Below are 17,632 nucleotides of genomic sequence, written 5' to 3' on the forward strand. Positions count from 1 at the left end.
GAATCTGGTAATGGTAGTATTTACAGGTTCAACTGTTGAAGAAGCAATCCAAAAAGGATTGAAAGAATTAGATATTCCAAGGAAGAAGGCACATATTAAAGTCATTTCTAGGGAGAAAAAGGGCTTTCTTGGTTTATTTGGTAAAAAACCAGCTCAGGTTGACATTGAAGCTATTAGTGAAACGACTGTTGTAAAAGCAAACCAACAAGCTGTAAAGGGAGTTCCAAAACAAATCAATGATTTGAATGAGCCTGTTAAAACAGTCAGTGAAGCAACTGTTGACTTGGGTCATGTTGTAGAAGCAATTAAAAAGATTGAAGAGGAAGGTCAAGGTATTTCTGATGAAGTCAAGGCCGAAATCTTAAAACATGAAAGACATGCCAGCACTATCTTAGAAGAAACTGGTCACATTGAGATTTTAAATGAACTTCAAATCGAGGAAGCGATGAGGGAAGAAGCGGGCGCTGATGACCTTGAAACTGAGCAAGACCAAACTGAAAATCAAGACTTGACAGAGATGGGCTTGAAAGTTGAGCCGAGCTTTGATATTGCCCAGGTGGCTACGGATGTGACTGCCTATGTTCAAGCGATTGTGGATGACATGGATGTTGAAGCCACGCTTTCAAATGATTATAACCGTCGTAGTATCAATTTGCAAATTGACACTAACGAACCAGGTCGTATTATCGGCTACCACGGTAAAGTCTTGAAAGCCTTGCAACTATTGGCTCAAAATTATCTTTATAACCGCTATTCAAGAACCTTCTACATTACAATCAATGTCAATGATTATGTTGAACACCGTGCAGAAGTCTTGCAGACCTATGCTCAAAAATTGGCGACTCGTGTTTTAGAAGAAGGACGTAGTCATCAAACAGATCCTATGTCAAATAGTGAACGCAAGATTATCCACCGTATTATTTCACGTATGGATGGCGTGACCAGTTACTCTGAAGGTGACGAGCCAAATCGCTATGTCGTTGTAGATACAGAATAAGTAAAATCAGGCTTGACCTGATTTTTTGCTAGCTAGAGGAGATGAAACGGATGTTGAATAAGATAAGAGATTATTTAGACTTTGCAGGGATCCAGTACCGTAATCCTGATAAAGCGGGAGCAGAGCGAGAGAAGATGCTGGCATTGCGCCACAAAGGTCAAGAGGCACGAAAGGCTTTTACAGAACTGGCTAAAGCCTTTCAAGCAAGCCATCCAGAATGGCAACTTCAACAGACTAGCCAGTGGATGAACCAAGCGCAGCGTTTGCGACCACATTTTTGGGTTTATCTACAGAGAGACGGACAAGTGACAGAGCCTATGTTGGCTCTTCGTTTGTATGGAAGCTCTTCTGATTTTGGAGTGTCATTTGAAGTTAGTTTTATCGAACGTAAGAAGGATGAGCAAACTTTGGAGAAACAAGCCAAGGTTTTAGACATTCCAACCGTTAAAGGAATTTATTATCTAGCCTACTCTGATGGCCAAAGTCAACGGTGGGAGGCGAACGAAGAAAATCGTCAAATTTTAAGAAATAAACTATCCAATCAGGAAATCCGAAAAGTTTTAGTTAAGGCAGATGTTTCTTTTATAGAAAATCAATCATTAGAAGTGATTTTAGAAAAATTAGAAGAAGCTTATGAACGCTTGCTTCCCTATTATCAGGCGACCAGAGAGTAGAAAATAGGAGACTTATCTAGCGTCGAATTGTTTAATTGCTATTCTATGTATTTTTTCATATAATAGTAAGATAGAATGTGTGATCTAATAATCACCTCAAATAGAAAGGAAATTCTATGTCAAATCTATCTGTTAATGCAATTCGTTTCCTAGGTATTGACGCTATCAACAAAGCCAACTCAGGTCACCCAGGTGTGGTCATGGGAGCAGCTCCGATGGCTTACAGCCTCTTTACAAAACAACTTCGTATCAATCCAGCTCAACCAAACTGGATTAACCGCGACCGTTTCATTCTTTCAGCCGGTCATGGTTCAATGCTTCTTTATGCCCTTCTTCACCTTTCTGGTTTTGAAGATGTCAGCATGGATGAAATCAAGAGTTTCCGTCAATGGGGTTCAAAAACACCAGGTCACCCAGAATTTGGCCATACAGCAGGGATTGATGCTACGACAGGTCCTCTAGGTCAAGGGATTTCAACTGCTACTGGTTTTGCCCAAGCAGAACGTTTCTTGGCAGCTAAATATAACCGCGAAGGCTACAATATCTTTGACCACTACACTTACGTTATTTGTGGAGACGGAGATTTGATGGAAGGTGTTTCAAGTGAGGCGGCTTCATACGCAGGCTTGCAAAAACTAGACAAGTTGGTTGTTCTTTATGATTCAAATGACATCAACTTGGATGGTGAGACAAAAGATTCCTTTACAGAAAGTGTTCGTGACCGTTACAATGCCTACGGTTGGCATACTGCCTTGGTTGAAGATGGAACAGACTTGGAAGCAATCCAAGCTGCTATCGAAACAGCTAAAGCTTCAGGCAAACCATCTTTGATTGAAGTGAAGACTGTGATTGGATACGGTTCTCCAAACAAACAAGGAACTAATGCTGTACACGGTGCTCCTCTTGGAGCAGATGAAACTGCAGCAACTCGCCAAGCACTTGGTTGGGACTATGAACCATTTGAAATCCCAGAACAAGTATATGATGATTTCAAAGAACATGTTGCAGACCGTGGCGCATCAGCTTATGAAGCTTGGACAAAATTAGTTGCTGATTATAAAGAAGCGCATCCAGAATTGGCTGCAGAAGTAGAAGCCATTATTGATGGACGTGATCCAGTTGAAGTGACTCCAGCAGACTTCCCAGCTTTAGAAAATGGTTTCTCTCAAGCAACTCGTAATTCAAGCCAAGATGCCTTGAATGTTGTGGCAGCTAAGTTACCAACCTTCCTAGGTGGATCAGCTGACCTAGCTCACTCAAATATGACTTATATCAAAACTGACGGACTTCAAGACGATGCCAATCGCTTGAACCGTAACATTCAGTTTGGTGTTCGTGAATTTGCAATGGGAACGATCTTGAACGGGATGGCCCTTCATGGTGGACTTCGTGTATACGGTGGAACTTTCTTCGTCTTCTCTGACTATGTGAAGGCAGCTGTCCGCTTGTCAGCCTTGCAAGGTCTTCCTGTGACTTATGTCTTTACCCACGATTCAATCGCAGTTGGAGAAGACGGTCCAACGCATGAACCGGTGGAACATTTGGCAGGTCTTCGTGCCATGCCAAATCTAAACGTTTTCCGTCCAGCAGATGCGCGTGAAACGCAAGCAGCTTGGTACCTTGCAGTGACAAGTGAGAAAACACCAACTGCCCTTGTCTTGACACGTCAAAACTTGACTGTTGAAGAGGGAACAGACTTCGACAAGGTTGCAAAAGGTGCCTATGTTGTCTATGAAAATGCAGCAGACTTTGATACCATCTTGATTGCGACAGGTTCAGAGGTCAATCTTGCTGTCTCAGCTGCCAAAGAATTGGCTAGTCAAGGTGAAAAAGTCCGCGTAGTCAGCATGCCATCTACAGATGTCTTTGATAAACAAGATGTAGCTTACAAGGAAGAAATTCTTCCAAATGCAGTTCGCCGTCGTGTTGCAGTCGAAATGGGTGCAAGTCAAAACTGGTACAAATACGTTGGTCTCGATGGTGCCGTTCTCGGTATTGATACCTTCGGAGCCTCTGCCCCAGCACCAAAAGTATTGGCAGAATATGGCTTTACTGTAGAAAATCTTGTAAAAGTGGTTCAAAACTTGAAATAATCCTAAAAATCAGGGCGTAAGCTCTGGTTTTTCTTACCAGAAAAGTAAGGTACAATCTTGTAAAAGTAGCCGAAATTTGATATAGTAGTCCTATGTAAAAGACAAAGGAGAATATAATGGAATCACAATATACATTTTTAATCATTCTTGTGGCTATGGTGGGCTTGATGTTCTTTACGCAACGCTCTCAAAAGAAACAAGCGCAAAAACGTATGGAAAGCTTGAATAAACTACAAAAAGGCTATGAAGTGATTACAATCGGTGGACTTTATGGAACAGTCGATGAAGTAGATACGGAGAAGAAAACAATTGTTCTTGATGTAGATGGAGTTTACTTGACTTTTGAACTAGCTGCTATCAAGACCGTATTACCACTTAAAGAAACAGCTTCACTCGAAGGTGCAATTGAAAAATAAGACGGGATTACGAACTCCCGTTTTTCTATAAAAGAAAGGAAATGGGATGAAAAAATTAGTCTTTGTCTGTCTAGGAAATATTTGCCGCAGCCCTATGGCCGAGTTTGTGATGAAATCAATGACAGATAATTATGAAATCCAAAGTCGAGCGACTTCTTCTTGGGAACATGGCAATCCGATTCATAAGGGAACTCAAGGGATTTTTCAAGAGTATGAGATTCCTTATAACAAAGCCAAAACATCGCTTCAGATTAGTAAGGAAGATTTTGAAGCCTTTGATTATATTATCGGCATGGATGCTTCAAATGTTTCTGACTTACGTCAGATGTGTCCAGTAGACTGTCAAGATAAGATTTACTCATTTGCATCTGAAAGTGTTCCAGATCCTTGGTATACAGGAGATTTTGAGGAAACCTATCAGCGTGTTCAGGAGGGTTGTCAAGCTTGGTTAAAACGTTTAGAAAAGGAGAGTGAAGGTGGAAAATCTTAAGAATTTTTACGAAAAGTATCGTGTCTATCTGACTCGTCCACGTTTAGAGCTTTTGGCAGTAGTTACCATTGTTTTCTGTGCTGTACTCGTCTTTTTTCTAAATATTCCCGGAAAAGGTGTTCTAAAGCTTGATAATGGAACGATTGTTTACGATGGCAGTCTTGTCCGTGGTAAAATGAATGGGCAAGGTACCATTACCTTCCAAAATGGAGACCAATATACAGGTGGTTTCAACAATGGAGCCTTCAACGGAAAAGGCACCTTTCAATCCAAAGAAGGCTGGACCTACGAAGGTGATTTTGTAAATGGTCAGGCTGAAGGAAAAGGAAAACTAACAACAGAACAAGAAGTCGTTTATGAAGGGACTTTTAAACAAGGCGTTTTTCAACAAAAATAAAGCCTCCTTATCAAAGGAGGTATTGTTAGAATGTTAAAGTAAGCGCTTACCTGCAAATCCCTTTCTTTCCAAGTCTCTCTTCCAAGCAAGTTTGTGAAATAAAAAAATATTTGAAATAAATTTCACAAACTCTAAAGAAAAAACTTGATAAGCAAAGAAAATAACAAACATTTCACAAGGTGCTAAAAATTCTTTGTGAAATGTTTATGAAACTGTTTACAAAGTTGAAATAATACGTTATAATAAACTTGTGAAAAAATTAACAAAGGATTGAATCCTTGAAAGCTATGGAGGAAAATATGGCTGATAAAAAAACTGTGACACCAGAGGAAAAGAAACTCGCTGCTGAAAAGCATGTCGATGGATTGGTGCAAAAAGCTCTAGTTGCCCTTGAAGAAATGCGTAAGTTGGATCAAGAGCAGGTTGACTACATCGTAGCTAAAGCGTCAGTAGCAGCTTTGGATGCCCACGGAGAATTGGCTTTACATGCCTTTGAAGAAACAGGACGTGGTGTATTCGAAGATAAGGCAACTAAGAACTTGTTTGCTTGTGAACACGTAGTAAACAACATGCGCCACACTAAAACAGTTGGTGTTATTGAAGAAGACGATGTAACAGGATTGACCCTGATTGCTGAACCAGTTGGTGTTGTTTGTGGTATTACTCCTACAACAAACCCAACATCAACAGCAATCTTCAAATCATTGATTTCATTGAAGACACGTAATCCAATCGTCTTTGCTTTCCACCCATCAGCACAAGAATCATCTGCTCATGCAGCTCGTATCGTCCGCGATGCAGCTATCGCAGCTGGAGCTCCTGAAAACTGTGTACAGTGGATCACTGAACCATCTATGGAAGCAACTAGTGCCCTTATGAACCACGAAGGTATTGCAACAATCCTTGCAACAGGTGGTAATGCTATGGTTAAAGCCGCATACTCATGTGGTAAACCAGCTCTTGGGGTAGGTGCTGGTAACGTTCCAGCTTATGTTGAAAAATCAGCAAATATCCGTCAAGCAGCACACGATATCGTTATGTCTAAATCATTTGATAACGGTATGGTCTGTGCATCTGAACAAGCAGTTATCATTGACAAAGAAATTTACGATGAATTTGTAGCAGAGTTCAAATCTTACCACACTTACTTTGTAAACAAGAAAGAAAAAGCTCTTCTTGAAGAATTCTGCTTCGGCGTGAAAGCAAACAGCAAAAACTGTGCTGGTGCAAAATTGAACGCTGACATCGTTGGTAAACCAGCAACTTGGATTGCAGAACAAGCAGGATTTACAGTTCCAGAAGGAACAAACATTCTTGCTGCAGAATGTAAAGAAGTTGGTGAAAACGAGCCATTGACTCGTGAAAAATTGTCACCAGTTATCGCAGTTTTGAAATCTGAAAGCCGTGAAGATGGTATTACTAAGGCTCGTCAAATGGTTGAATTTAACGGTCTTGGTCACTCAGCAGCCATCCATACAGCTGACGAAGAATTGACTAAAGAATTTGGTAAAGCTGTTAAAGCTATTCGTGTTATCTGTAACTCACCTTCTACTTTCGGTGGTATCGGGGACGTTTACAATGCCTTCTTGCCATCATTGACACTTGGATGTGGTTCTTACGGACGCAACTCAGTTGGGGATAACGTTAGTGCCATTAACCTCTTGAATATCAAAAAAGTCGGAAGACGGAGAAATAACATGCAATGGATGAAACTTCCTTCAAAAACATACTTTGAACGTGATTCAATTCAATACCTTCAAAAATGTCGTGACGTTGAACGTGTCATGATCGTTACTGACCATGCCATGGTAGAGCTTGGTTTCCTTGATCGTATCATCGAGCAACTTGACCTTCGTCGCAATAAGGTTGTTTACCAAATCTTTGCTGATGTAGAACCAGATCCAGATATCACAACTGTCAACCGTGGTACTGAGATTATGCGTGCCTTCAAACCAGATACAATCATCGCTCTCGGTGGTGGATCTCCAATGGATGCTGCTAAAGTAATGTGGCTCTTCTACGAACAACCAGAAGTGGACTTCCGTGACCTTGTTCAAAAATTCATGGATATCCGTAAACGTGCCTTCAAATTCCCATTGCTTGGTAAGAAGACTAAATTCATCGCGATTCCAACTACATCTGGTACAGGGTCTGAAGTAACACCATTTGCCGTTATCTCTGATAAAGCGAATAACCGTAAATACCCAATCGCTGACTACTCATTGACACCAACTGTGGCAATCGTAGACCCTGCTTTGGTATTGACAGTTCCTGGATTTGTTGCTGCTGATACTGGTATGGACGTATTGACCCACGCGACTGAAGCTTACGTATCACAAATGGCTAGCGACTACACTGACGGTCTTGCACTTCAAGCTATCAAGCTTGTATTCGAAAACCTTGAAAGCTCAGTTAAGAATGCAGACTTCCACTCACGTGAGAAAATGCATAACGCTTCAACTATTGCTGGTATGGCCTTTGCCAATGCCTTCCTAGGTATTTCTCACTCAATGGCTCATAAGATTGGTGCGCAATTCCACACAATCCACGGTCGTACAAATGCTATCTTGCTTCCATACGTCATCCGCTACAACGGTACACGTCCAGCTAAGACAGCAACATGGCCTAAGTACAACTACTACCGTGCAGATGAAAAATACCAAGATATCGCACGCATGCTTGGCCTTCCAGCTTCTACTCCAGAAGAAGGTGTGGAATCTTACGCAAAAGCTGTCTACGAACTTGGTGAGCGCGTAGGTATCCAAATGAACTTCAAAGCACAAGGAATTGATGAAAAAGAATGGAAAGAGCATTCACGTGAATTGGCCTTCCTTGCTTATGAAGACCAATGTTCACCAGCTAACCCACGTCTTCCAATGGTTGACCACATGCAAGAAATCATCGAAGATTCTTACTATGGCTACAAAGAAAGACCAGGACGCCGTAAATAATTGTTATCAGCCTAGAGACAGGAATTTCCTGTCTCTTTTTTGTCGTTTTCACCAAACTATGATAGAATATAAAAAATTATATTTTTAAAATATAGGAGAAAACCGAAGGAATGAACAGTTTTGGTGAAAAAGTAAGAGGCTTAAGAGAAGAAAAAGGACTTAGTCGTCCAGTTTTTTGCGGGGATGAGTCTGAATTATCAGTGCGTCAGTTGGTGCGGATTGAAAAAGGAGAATTTCGCCCGACGATAAAAACACTAGAATATATTGCAGATCGATTAGAAATTCCGTCCTACGTCTTGATGCCAGATTATAAGGAATTACCCAAGCGTTATCAAGAATTAAAGTACTTTCTTTTACATCACCCTGACTACGGAGACAAGGAGTTGCAAGAACAAAAGGAAGAATATTTTGATGAGATTTTTGAGAGCTTTTATGATGATTTGCCACGTGATGAGAAAGTGCTAGTGGATTGTCTTCAAGCTATAGATGCAGTGAGAATGACTAGTAATTCTTTATATGGAAGCAGTGTGATTGAGGACAGTCTTCAAGATTTACTATCCAGAGATGTATATAGGGCTGAGGACTTGTTGAAACTGAGACTGTATTTCAACTGTCAGTTAATGGATGGTTTAAATATGGGTGAGATAAAAGAATCTGAGCATGAAACCATTCTTTGTTTTCATGACAAACTAAGTTCTCAGGTTGATAAGATAGAGTTCGATTGTTTGGACTTACTTAGAGATTCCTTGTTAGCTTCTTTAGCTTGTATAGAAATTATGGGGCTGTTTCATTATTTTAAGAGGGCAGTCAAGACCTTAAATAAAATAGGGCAAAAAACACGAGATTTTCAAAAACAACCGATTGTCTTGATGGTGGAGTGGAAATATTATATTCAGACGGATTATGATACAGCCAAACAAAAGTATGAAGAAGCAAAAATGATGGCGAGGATGTTTGGTAATGAGAAGTTACTCGTTAGTTTAGATAAGGAATGGAGCGAAGACTTAGAAAGGTATTGTTAAATGCTTTATAGGAGTGACATTTCTGTCATTGAGGGAATGCCGCTTTTTTGTTACAATGAATTTTATACTCAATGAAAATCAAAGAGCAAATTAGGAAACTAGCCGCAGGCTGTACTTGAGTACGGCAAGGCGACGTTGACGTGGTTTGAATTTGATTTTCGAAGAGTATTACTTGATATACATCCAGAAGCAAACTAGGCAATAGAGAAAAAATTCTAAGCAGTAGGTTCATAGTGGCAATCAGTGCTGATGTCGCTTGAAGGCTTTTCTATAATTATGATGTATGACGATAACAGTTTTAAATAAGGGGGAAAGAATGTCCATTTTATCCATTAAAAATATTTCAAAGTTTTACACTTTGGACGGTAAACATCAAGAGCAGGCTCTAAGAAATATAAACCTGCAGATTGCAAAAGGTAAAATTACAGCGATTTATGGTCCGTCAGGCTGTGGCAAAACCAGTCTACTAAACATCATCAGTGGTTTAGATAGACAATATGAAGGAGATTTAGAGTTTAAAGGGGAATCCCTCCGTGACTTATCAGAGATTGAACTAACTCAATTTCGTAAAGATAAGATTGGATTTGTGTTTCAAAACTTTAACCTCATTCCTCATCAGTCTGTCTTGGACAATGTCAAATTACCTCTCTATGTCAAAGATTTATCTGACAGGGAGATGACAATGATTGCAAAGGAGCAATTAAGTAACTTAGGCATGGAGCCTTTTGTAGCTAAAAATGTTAAACAGCTTTCTGGCGGGCAAAAGCAACGCGTAGCAATCGCGCGTGCACTGGTAAATCAGCCAGATATGATTGTAGCAGATGAGCCAACGGGTTCGCTGGATTCTCAATCCCAAGAAATGGTATTGGAAGTATTTAAAAAATTAGCCCAAACAGGGAAAACAGTACTGATTGTAACCCATAATCCAGAGGTTGCCGAATATGCAGATGTGATTATCAAAATGAAGGATGGTGAAGTCGTTGAAGAAGTCAAAAAATAAAGGATTATCATTGAAAAATAAATTCAAGCTTTCTTTAAATAACTTTATGGAAAGAAAGTGGCGTAACCTATTGATTGCGCTAGCAACTTCAATCGGTTTTGTAGGAGTCTTAATTTCTTTCGGCTTGGGAAATGCATTGATTTCGATGATTGATGAAAATACGAATGGAGGTCAAATCCCTTCTCAAGTTCAGATTGCTTTAAACACAAAAAATGTTGGACGAGGCTTTTTGAACCAAGATGATAAGAACTATATCACGGATACAGTTGGCAAAGAAACTATTAAATATTTGGAGAGTCCTTTTGGGATGATCATGTCAAATATTACTATAGATGGTCAAGAAATGGATCTGAGTCAAACGATGCCTTCTTATGCTCAAGTGGTGAGTCTCTATGAGGATACAAGTATCTCTGTTAGTAGTAATGAGGCGGACAAAGTATTAGCCGGTTCCCTCTATACTGATTCAAATGAACAGGGATTGACGATTCCAAGCAGTTTACTAAAAAATTGGAATGAACAGACAGGAAAAAATCTGACAGCTAGTGATATTATTGGCAAATCAGTCTCAGCCAGCATTGTAGAAAATGATGCTGAAGCTAGCAAGACTGCTCAATTTCAAACAAAGATTGTACGTGTAATCAATGATGAAGATGACTTGGAGGACAGCAACAGTTTCATGCCGTCTCATCAAATGGAAACGATTTTGAAAGAGGCTGGATTTACAAAAGCTGTATCTTATTTTATCTTGGAACTCAAAGATCCATCACAAACAAAAGCGATAACAGAAGAATTGCAGAAAAACAAGAAGTATACTGTTCTTTCTCAACAGAAGGTTCTTGATATTGTGATTACTTTTATTCGTGTCATTCAGGGATTGTTGATTGTACTTTCATCACAAGCTATTGTGGTAGCAGCGGTCATGATTGGTATCATCATTTACATCAATATCATGCAACGTTCTAAGGAAATAGGTGTCATGAAGGCAGTTGGTTATCAAAATCGCGATGTCAAAGGGATTTTTATTTACGAGGCTATTTGGATTGTAGGCATTGCCTTGCTGCTGGCATTTTTGGTTGCACAAGGGGTGGGAAGTTTGGCGAATGTGATTGTAAGTCACTTTTACCCATCCATCACGAAGGTTTTTGAATTAAATTTGTTATCTGTTTTAGGAACTCTAGCTTTCGCTCTCTTACTTGGCTATGTCTCAGCCTACTTCCCAGCACGTAAAATTAGTAAAATGGATCCTGTAGAATCGCTACGATATGAATAGTAAGGGATTTCCTTGATTTACAGTCTTAAAAAGAAACTAACATAGAAAAACAATGCCCGTACTTGCAATTCAACTCAAATAGTTATATAATAGGTTTGTTGAAAGGTGATTTGTAGTGATTCAAGTTACTCTTTTCACAATAAAAATTTCATGATTTTCATAAGGAGGAAATCACTAATGGTAGTTAAAGTTGGTATTAACGGTTTCGGACGTATCGGTCGTCTTGCTTTCCGTCGTATCCAAAACGTAGAAGGTGTTGAAGTTACTCGTATCAACGACCTTACAGATCCAGTCATGCTTGCACACTTGTTGAAATACGACACAACTCAAGGTCGTTTCGACGGTACTGTTGAAGTTAAAGAAGGCGGATTTGAAGTTAACGGTAAATTCATCAAAGTTTCTGCTGAACGTGATCCAGAACAAATCGACTGGGCTAACGACGGTGTAGAAATCGTTCTTGAAGCTACTGGTTTCTTTGCTAAGAAAGCAGCTGCTGAAAAACACTTGCACGCTGGTGGAGCTAAAAAAGTTGTTATCACTGCTCCTGGTGGAAACGACGTTAAAACAGTTGTATTCAACACTAACCACGACGTTCTTGACGGTACTGAAACAGTTATCTCAGGTGCTTCATGTACTACAAACTGCTTGGCTCCTATGGCTAAAGCTCTTCAAGATAACTTTGGTGTTGTAGAAGGATTGATGACTACTATCCACGCTTACACTGGTGACCAAATGATCCTTGACGGACCACACCGTGGTGGTGACCTTCGCCGTGCTCGCGCTGGTGCTGTAAACATTGTTCCTAACTCAACTGGTGCTGCAAAAGCTATCGGTCTTGTAATCCCAGAATTGAACGGTAAATTGGACGGAGCTGCTCAACGTGTTCCTGTTCCAGCAGGTTCTGTAACTGAGTTGGTAGCAGTTCTTGAAAAGAACGTTACTGTTGACGAAGTGAACGCAGCTATGAAAGCAGCTTCAAACGAATCATACGGATACACTGAAGATCCAATCGTATCTTCAGATATCCTAGGTATGTCTTACGGTTCATTGTTTGACGCAACTCAAACTAAAGTTCTTGACGTTGACGGTAAACAATTGGTTAAAGTTGTATCATGGTACGACAACGAAATGTCATACACTGCACAACTTGTTCGTACTCTTGAATACTTCGCAAAAATCGCTAAATAATTCTTGAGTCGATAGAAAAGCAAGGCCTCTGGTCTTGCTTTTTAAATATTTAAAAATGGATGACACAATCATCCATTCTTTTTTATTTCTCTTTCGAAAGTATCTGAAAGGGCAGTGAAGCTTAATTTTTCTAATGTAAGTGGATGGGTAAAGGAAAGTCGAAAGGCATGAAGCATAAGTCGATTTGATTTTCCTTTACTATTATAGAGAGGGTCGCCTAAAATAGGGAAGTTATGATGCGAAAGGTGCACACGAATCTGATGGGTTCGCCCGGTCTTTAGTTTGCAACGAACCAAGGAAGTTTTGTTTGGGAATTGCTTTAATCTGCTTACATTTGTTTCAGCATATTGCCCATTTTTTGTATCAACTACTCGTTTTCTGCGGTCATGGCGATCACGTCCGATTTTGTCCCTGAAAACAAGCTCTTTGCTGCTGATATTTCCATCAACTAGTGCCCAGTATTCCCTAGAAATCTCTTTTTTCTCCAGTAAGCGATTGAGAATAGGCAGGATAAAAGGATTTTTGGCAAAGAGAACCAAACCACTGGTTTCCATGTCCAGACGATGAACGACATAGCAGGTTTGGCCAACATAGGCACTGACATGGTTAAGAAGGGCGATTTCGCTTGGCTGATTACCATGCGTTTTCATCCCCTCTGGTTTGTTGACAATAATTAAGTGTTGATCTTGATAAACTTCCTGAATGAGGTTTGGGTTGCCCCAAGGAATTTCTTTTTCGGGATAATCTTCTTCGTCAAAAGTCAATTGGCAAACATCTCCAGGCTTCACCGTCTCGTTCCAATGAACTTCTCGCTGATTAATCAAAATGTGTTTCTTGATTCTCAAAAAATGACGGATTTTTCTAGGGATGAGGAGTTGTTCCTCAAGTAATTGCTTTACCGTCATTTGAGGTAGAGAGTCTGGTAAAGTAAAAGTGAATTTCATACAGATATTGTAACAAAAAAAGCCTTATTTGGATAGGAAATAGCTAAATTCTTGTCTTCCTATGATGAAGATGATAAAATAAACGCATGAAATTAGATAAATTATTTGAGAAGTTTCTTTCTCTTTTTAAAAAAGAAACAAGTGAATCAGAGGACTCTGATTCTACTAGCTTACGTCGCTCTCGTAGTGATCGAAAAAAATTAGCCCAAGTAGGTCCAATTCGAAAATTCTGGCGTCGCTATCATCTAACAAAGATTGTCCTTATACTAGGTTTGAGTGCAGGCTTGCTAGTTGGAACCTATTTGTTTGCTGTAGCTAAGTCAACCAATGTTAACGATTTGCAAAACGCCTTGAAAACTCGGACTATCATTTTTGACCGTGAAGAAAAAGAGGCTGGTGCCTTGTCTGGTCAAAAGGGAACCTACGTTGAATTGACTGATATCAGTAAAAATTTGCAGAATGCCGTTATTGCGACAGAAGACCGCTCTTTCTATAAAAATGACGGGATTAACTATGGTCGTTTCTTCTTGGCGATTGTCACTGCTGGACGTTCAGGTGGTGGATCTACTATTACCCAGCAGCTAGCTAAAAACGCCTATTTGTCACAGGATCAAACCGTTGAGAGAAAAGCGAAAGAATTTTTCCTTGCTTTAGAATTAACCAAAAAATATAGTAAGGATCAAATTCTAACCATGTACCTTAACAACGCTTATTTTGGAAATGGTGTGTGGGGTGTAGAAGATGCGAGTAAGAAATACTTTGGAGTTTCTGCATCAGAGGTGAGTCTGGATCAAGCTGCGACTCTGGCAGGGATGCTCAAAGGACCGGAATTGTATAATCCTTTGAATTCCGTACAAGATTCGACTAATCGTCGCGACACTGTCTTACAAAATATGGTTGCAGCAGGATATATTGATAAAAACCAAGAAACCGAAGCTGCAGAAGTTGATATGACTTCGCAATTGCACGATAAGTATGAAGGAAAAATCTCTGATTACCGCTATCCTTCTTACTTTGATGCGGTGGTTAACGAAGCCGTTTCCAAGTATAATCTAACAGAGGAAGAAATTGTCAATAATGGCTACCGCATTTACACAGAGCTGGACCAAAACTACCAAGCAAATATGCAGGTTGTCTATGAAAATAAAGTGCTATTTCCGAGGGCAGAGGATGGAACATTTGCTCAATCAGGAAGTGTCGCTCTCGAACCGAAAACAGGGGGAGTTCGTGGAGTTGTCGGTCAAGTTGCTGACAATGATAAAACTGGATTCCGGAATTTCAACTATGCAACCCAATCAAAACGTAGCCCTGGTTCTACAATTAAGCCTTTAGTTGTTTATACGCCAGCAGTTGAGGCAGGTTGGGCTTTGAATAAGCTCTTGGATAACCATACCATGCAGTATAACAGCTATAAGGTAGATAACTATGCAGGAATCAAAACGAGTCGAGAAGTTCCTATGTATCAAGCCTTGGCAGAATCGCTTAATCTACCTGCTGTTGCTACTGTTAATGATTTGGGTGTTGATAAGGCTTTTGAGGCAGGCGAAAAATTTGGACTCAACATGGAAAAGGTAGACCGTGTTCTTGGTGTCGCCTTGGGAAGTGGTGTCGAAACCAATCCTCTTCAAATGGCTCAAGCATATGCTGCCTTTGCAAATGAAGGTTTAATGCCGGAAGCTCATTTTATTAGTAGAATTGAAAATGCTAGTGGTCAGGTTATTGCGAGCCATAAAAATTCACAAAAACGGGTGATTGATAAGTCTGTAGCTGATAAGATGACCAGTATGATGTTGGGGACTTTCACCAACGGTACTGGTATTAGTTCATCGCCTGCAGATTATGTCATGGCAGGGAAAACTGGTACAACCGAAGCAGTTTTTAATCCAGAATACACAAGTGACCAGTGGGTAATTGGTTATACTCCGGATGTGGTGATTAGTCACTGGCTTGGTTTTCCGACCACTGATGAAAATCACTATCTAGCAGGATCTACTTCAAACGGTGCAGCCCATGTCTTCAGAAATATTGCAAATACCATTTTACCTTATACCCCAGGAAGTACCTTTACAGTTGAAAATGCATATAAGAAAAATGGAATTGCACCAGCTAACACAAAAAGACAAGTACAAACCAATGATAATAGCCAGACAGATGATAATTTGTCTGATATTCGAGGACGTGCGCAAAGTCTAGTAGATGAGGCTAGTCGGGCTATCTCGGATGCTAAGATTAAGGAAAAGGCTCAAACGATATGGGATTCGGTAGTCAATCTATTTCGCTAAGATGCTTGTCAAAGCCTAGCTTTCTTGTTATAATAGATAGGATGGAGGCGTTATGGCACTAAAAAAAGCAAGCCTAGCTTGTGCGGTTTGTGGTTCGAGAAACTATTCAATCAAGATTAGTGGAAACCCCAAGCCTACACGGCTAGAAGTAAATAAATTTTGTAAGCATTGTGGTAAGTACACTACACACAGAGAAACGAGATAGGAGAGAGCGATGCGTTTTATTGGAGATATTTTTAGACTTCTTAAAGACACAACATGGCCAACTCGCAAGGAAAGCTGGAGAGATTTTCGTTCTATCATGGAATACACAGCTTTCTTTGTAGTAATTATTTACATTTTTGACCAGTTGATTGTTTCAGGTTTGATTCGATTTATTAACATTTTTTAGAAGGCTAGTGGAGTTATTTACACTAGAAATCTTCTATTTATGAAAGGAAATATCATGGATAGTTTTGATAAAGGATGGTTTGTTTTACAAACTTATTCTGGTTATGAAAATAAGGTAAAAGAAAATCTATTACAACGTGCACAAACCTACAATATGTTGGATAATATTCTACGTGTTGAAATTCCAACACAAACAGTGCAAGTTGAAAAAAATGGAAAGAGAAAAGAAGTAGAAGAAAATCGCTTTCCAGGTTATGTTCTTGTAGAAATGGTCATGACAGATGAAGCTTGGTTTGTTGTTCGAAACACACCAAATGTTACAGGATTTGTCGGATCACACGGGAACAGATCAAAACCAACTCCATTATTGGAACAAGAAATTCGTGACATTTTGATATCTATGGGACAAACTGTTCAAGAATTTGATTTCGATGTTGAGGTTGGTCAAACTGTACGTATTATTGATGGTGCTTTTGCAGACTACACTGGTAAGATTACAGAAATTGATAATAACAAAGTAAAAATGATTATCTCTATGTTTGGTAATGACACAGTTGCAGAAGTAAACCTAAACCAAATCGCAGAATTATGACCCAAAGAGAGGCAAGACCTCTCTTTTTGTGCAGTTGAGGAGCTAAAGGGTGCAGAATGGATGAAATGTGCCAAAAGTGTTTCTGAATCTGTTAGACTGTATCTAGAAAGGGGAAGATTATGCTTAAAAAAATGTATGAAGAAGTCCAAGGAATTGTATACAAGTGTAGAAATGAATATTACCTTCATTTGTGGGAGCTATCGGATTGGAACCAAGAGGGTATGATTTGCTTACATGAATTGATTAGTAGAGAAGAAGGACTAGTAGACGATATTCCACGTTTAAGGAAATATTTCAAAACCAAGTTTCGAAATCGAATTTTAGACTATATCCGTAAACAAGAAAGCTACAAACGAAGATATAATAAAGAACTTTATGAAGAAGTGGGTGATATAAGTCATCGTATAAGTGAGGGCGGTCTGTGGCTAGATGATTATTATCTCTTTCATGAAACACTAAGAGATTATAGAAACAAACAAAGTAAAGAGAAACAAGAAGAACTAGAACGCGTCTTAAGAGATGAACGCTTCCGAGGGCGTCAAAGAGTGCTAAAGGACTTACGCATTGTGTTTAAAGAGTTTGACATCCGTACTCATTAGGAATTCATGCAAAAAAATAAAAAAAGTTTAAAAAAGGTGTTGACAAAGTTTAAAAAGCCTGTATAATAGTAAGAGTTGAAAATAACAACTCTGGTCCGTTGGTCAAGGGGTTAAGACACCGCCTTTTCACGGCGGTAACACGGGTTCGAATCCCGTACGGACTATGGTATGTTGCGGTTGTAACACTTGATGAAAAAAAGTTTAAAAAAGTTTCAAAAAAGTGTTGACAAGCGAAAGTGACTGTGATATACTAATATAGTTGTCGCTTGAGAGAAGCGAGTGACAAAGACCTTTGAAAACTGAACAAGACGAACCAATGTGCAGGGC

The 17,632-nt window shown here is 39.6% G+C and carries 17 protein-coding genes and 1 tRNA gene; 17 read left to right on the forward strand and 1 reads right to left on the reverse strand.

All coding sequences use genetic code 11. The features are described 5' to 3' along the window. The first annotated feature begins 10 nt into the window (after positions 1–10). The 11 genes from jag to gap all read left to right on the forward strand — a co-directional run bounded on the left by jag (position 11) and on the right by gap (position 12,498). Complete coding sequence (gene jag / locus DSY56_RS09745; protein ID WP_050243354.1) at positions 11–997, forward strand: RNA-binding cell elongation regulator Jag/EloR; 987 nt, start codon at positions 11–13, stop codon at positions 995–997. A gap of 50 nt (positions 998–1,047) precedes the next feature. Beyond that, positions 1,048–1,671 carry a hypothetical protein gene (locus DSY56_RS09750; RefSeq protein WP_050971502.1) on the forward strand — a complete coding sequence of 208 codons (624 nt, stop codon included), beginning with the start codon at positions 1,048–1,050 and terminating at the stop codon, positions 1,669–1,671. A gap of 116 nt (positions 1,672–1,787) precedes the next feature. Beyond that, positions 1,788–3,764, forward strand: a complete 1,977-nt coding sequence (gene tkt, locus DSY56_RS09755) for a transketolase (protein ID WP_112445377.1) — start codon at positions 1,788–1,790, stop codon at positions 3,762–3,764. Between the two features lie 116 nt (positions 3,765–3,880). Continuing rightward, positions 3,881–4,180 carry a preprotein translocase subunit YajC gene (gene yajC / locus DSY56_RS09760; protein WP_000445810.1) on the forward strand — a complete coding sequence of 100 codons (300 nt, stop codon included), beginning with the start codon at positions 3,881–3,883 and terminating at the stop codon, positions 4,178–4,180. A gap of 46 nt (positions 4,181–4,226) precedes the next feature. Further along, positions 4,227–4,670, forward strand: a complete 444-nt coding sequence (locus DSY56_RS09765) for a low molecular weight protein-tyrosine-phosphatase (RefSeq protein WP_112445379.1) — start codon at positions 4,227–4,229, stop codon at positions 4,668–4,670. After that, positions 4,657–5,067 carry an MORN repeat-containing protein gene (locus tag DSY56_RS09770; protein ID WP_020902388.1) on the forward strand — a complete coding sequence of 137 codons (411 nt, stop codon included), beginning with the start codon at positions 4,657–4,659 and terminating at the stop codon, positions 5,065–5,067. Before DSY56_RS09765 ends, DSY56_RS09770 begins: the two co-directional genes overlap by 14 nt. 299 nt (positions 5,068–5,366) lie before the next feature. Continuing rightward, positions 5,367–8,018 (forward strand): bifunctional acetaldehyde-CoA/alcohol dehydrogenase, encoded by a 2,652-nt coding sequence (adhE, locus tag DSY56_RS09775; protein WP_000763955.1) that lies wholly within the window; start codon positions 5,367–5,369, stop codon positions 8,016–8,018. Positions 8,019–8,128: 110 nt separating this feature from the next. Continuing rightward, complete coding sequence (locus DSY56_RS09780; RefSeq protein ID WP_112445380.1) at positions 8,129–9,040, forward strand: helix-turn-helix domain-containing protein; 912 nt, start codon at positions 8,129–8,131, stop codon at positions 9,038–9,040. 316 nt (positions 9,041–9,356) lie between these two features. Next, positions 9,357–10,040: an ABC transporter ATP-binding protein gene (locus DSY56_RS09790; RefSeq protein WP_049522022.1), complete on the forward strand. Its 684-nt coding sequence runs from the start codon at positions 9,357–9,359 to the stop codon at positions 10,038–10,040. Beyond that, the gene (locus DSY56_RS09795; protein WP_173270347.1) at positions 10,009–11,310 is read left to right on the forward strand and encodes an ABC transporter permease; all 1,302 of its coding nucleotides are present in this window, start codon (positions 10,009–10,011) and stop codon (positions 11,308–11,310) included. The genes DSY56_RS09790 and DSY56_RS09795 overlap by 32 nt, the downstream gene beginning before the upstream one ends. Positions 11,311–11,487: 177 nt before the next feature. Next, the gene (gap, locus tag DSY56_RS09800; RefSeq protein WP_000260662.1) at positions 11,488–12,498 is read left to right on the forward strand and encodes a type I glyceraldehyde-3-phosphate dehydrogenase; all 1,011 of its coding nucleotides are present in this window, start codon (positions 11,488–11,490) and stop codon (positions 12,496–12,498) included. Positions 12,499–12,566: 68 nt separating this feature from the next. Here gap and DSY56_RS09805 read toward each other — a convergent pair whose 3' ends face one another. Next, positions 12,567–13,442, reverse strand: a complete 876-nt coding sequence (locus tag DSY56_RS09805) for an RluA family pseudouridine synthase (protein WP_112445382.1) — start codon at positions 13,440–13,442, stop codon at positions 12,567–12,569. A gap of 86 nt (positions 13,443–13,528) precedes the next feature. Here DSY56_RS09805 and pbp2a point away from each other — a divergent pair, with 86 nt between their 5' ends. The 6 genes from pbp2a (at position 13,529) to DSY56_RS09835 (ending at position 17,469) form a co-directional block, all read left to right on the forward strand. Beyond that, the gene (pbp2a, locus tag DSY56_RS09810) at positions 13,529–15,724 is read left to right on the forward strand and encodes a penicillin-binding protein PBP2A (RefSeq protein ID WP_112445384.1); all 2,196 of its coding nucleotides are present in this window, start codon (positions 13,529–13,531) and stop codon (positions 15,722–15,724) included. 52 nt (positions 15,725–15,776) lie between these two features. Next, positions 15,777–15,929, forward strand: coding sequence for a 50S ribosomal protein L33 (rpmG, locus tag DSY56_RS09815; RefSeq protein ID WP_001809375.1), 153 nt, complete (start codon positions 15,777–15,779; stop codon positions 15,927–15,929). 9 nt (positions 15,930–15,938) lie between these two features. Further along, the gene (gene secE, locus DSY56_RS09820; RefSeq protein ID WP_001210991.1) at positions 15,939–16,115 is read left to right on the forward strand and encodes a preprotein translocase subunit SecE; all 177 of its coding nucleotides are present in this window, start codon (positions 15,939–15,941) and stop codon (positions 16,113–16,115) included. Positions 16,116–16,169: 54 nt separating this feature from the next. Then, positions 16,170–16,706 (forward strand): transcription termination/antitermination protein NusG, encoded by a 537-nt coding sequence (gene nusG, locus DSY56_RS09825; protein ID WP_000376734.1) that lies wholly within the window; start codon positions 16,170–16,172, stop codon positions 16,704–16,706. Positions 16,707–16,825: 119 nt separating this feature from the next. Further along, the gene (locus DSY56_RS09830; RefSeq protein WP_112445386.1) at positions 16,826–17,305 is read left to right on the forward strand and encodes a sigma-70 family RNA polymerase sigma factor; all 480 of its coding nucleotides are present in this window, start codon (positions 16,826–16,828) and stop codon (positions 17,303–17,305) included. A gap of 92 nt (positions 17,306–17,397) precedes the next feature. Further along, positions 17,398–17,469, forward strand: a tRNA-Glu gene (locus DSY56_RS09835). The last annotated feature ends 163 nt before the right edge of the window (positions 17,470–17,632 follow it).

Origin of the sequence: Streptococcus sp. 596553 (genome assembly GCF_900411395.1) — a bacterium.
Taxonomy (GTDB): Bacteria; Bacillota; Bacilli; order Lactobacillales; family Streptococcaceae; genus Streptococcus; species Streptococcus mitis_BA.

Bases quoted from the DNA above. Each gene is read 5' to 3' on its own strand.
- DSY56_RS09780 (WP_112445380.1), top strand. From the start codon at position 8,129: ATGAACAGTTTTGGTGAAAAAGTAAGAGGCTTAAGAGAAGAAAAAGGA.
- DSY56_RS09795 (WP_173270347.1), top strand. From the start codon at position 10,009: ATGGTGAAGTCGTTGAAGAAGTCAAAAAATAAAGGATTATCATTGAAA.
- DSY56_RS09750 (WP_050971502.1), top strand. From the start codon at position 1,048: ATGTTGAATAAGATAAGAGATTATTTAGACTTTGCAGGGATCCAGTAC.
- pbp2a (WP_112445384.1), top strand. From the start codon at position 13,529: ATGAAATTAGATAAATTATTTGAGAAGTTTCTTTCTCTTTTTAAAAAA.
- jag (WP_050243354.1), top strand. From the start codon at position 11: ATGGTAGTATTTACAGGTTCAACTGTTGAAGAAGCAATCCAAAAAGGA.
- nusG (WP_000376734.1), top strand. From the start codon at position 16,170: ATGGATAGTTTTGATAAAGGATGGTTTGTTTTACAAACTTATTCTGGT.
- DSY56_RS09830 (WP_112445386.1), top strand. From the start codon at position 16,826: ATGCTTAAAAAAATGTATGAAGAAGTCCAAGGAATTGTATACAAGTGT.
- DSY56_RS09765 (WP_112445379.1), top strand. From the start codon at position 4,227: ATGAAAAAATTAGTCTTTGTCTGTCTAGGAAATATTTGCCGCAGCCCT.
- secE (WP_001210991.1), top strand. From the start codon at position 15,939: ATGCGTTTTATTGGAGATATTTTTAGACTTCTTAAAGACACAACATGG.
- DSY56_RS09790 (WP_049522022.1), top strand. From the start codon at position 9,357: ATGTCCATTTTATCCATTAAAAATATTTCAAAGTTTTACACTTTGGAC.
- gap (WP_000260662.1), top strand. From the start codon at position 11,488: ATGGTAGTTAAAGTTGGTATTAACGGTTTCGGACGTATCGGTCGTCTT.
- adhE (WP_000763955.1), top strand. From the start codon at position 5,367: ATGGCTGATAAAAAAACTGTGACACCAGAGGAAAAGAAACTCGCTGCT.
- yajC (WP_000445810.1), top strand. From the start codon at position 3,881: ATGGAATCACAATATACATTTTTAATCATTCTTGTGGCTATGGTGGGC.
- rpmG (WP_001809375.1), top strand. From the start codon at position 15,777: ATGGCACTAAAAAAAGCAAGCCTAGCTTGTGCGGTTTGTGGTTCGAGA.
- DSY56_RS09805 (WP_112445382.1), bottom strand. From the start codon at position 13,442: ATGAAATTCACTTTTACTTTACCAGACTCTCTACCTCAAATGACGGTA.
- tkt (WP_112445377.1), top strand. From the start codon at position 1,788: ATGTCAAATCTATCTGTTAATGCAATTCGTTTCCTAGGTATTGACGCT.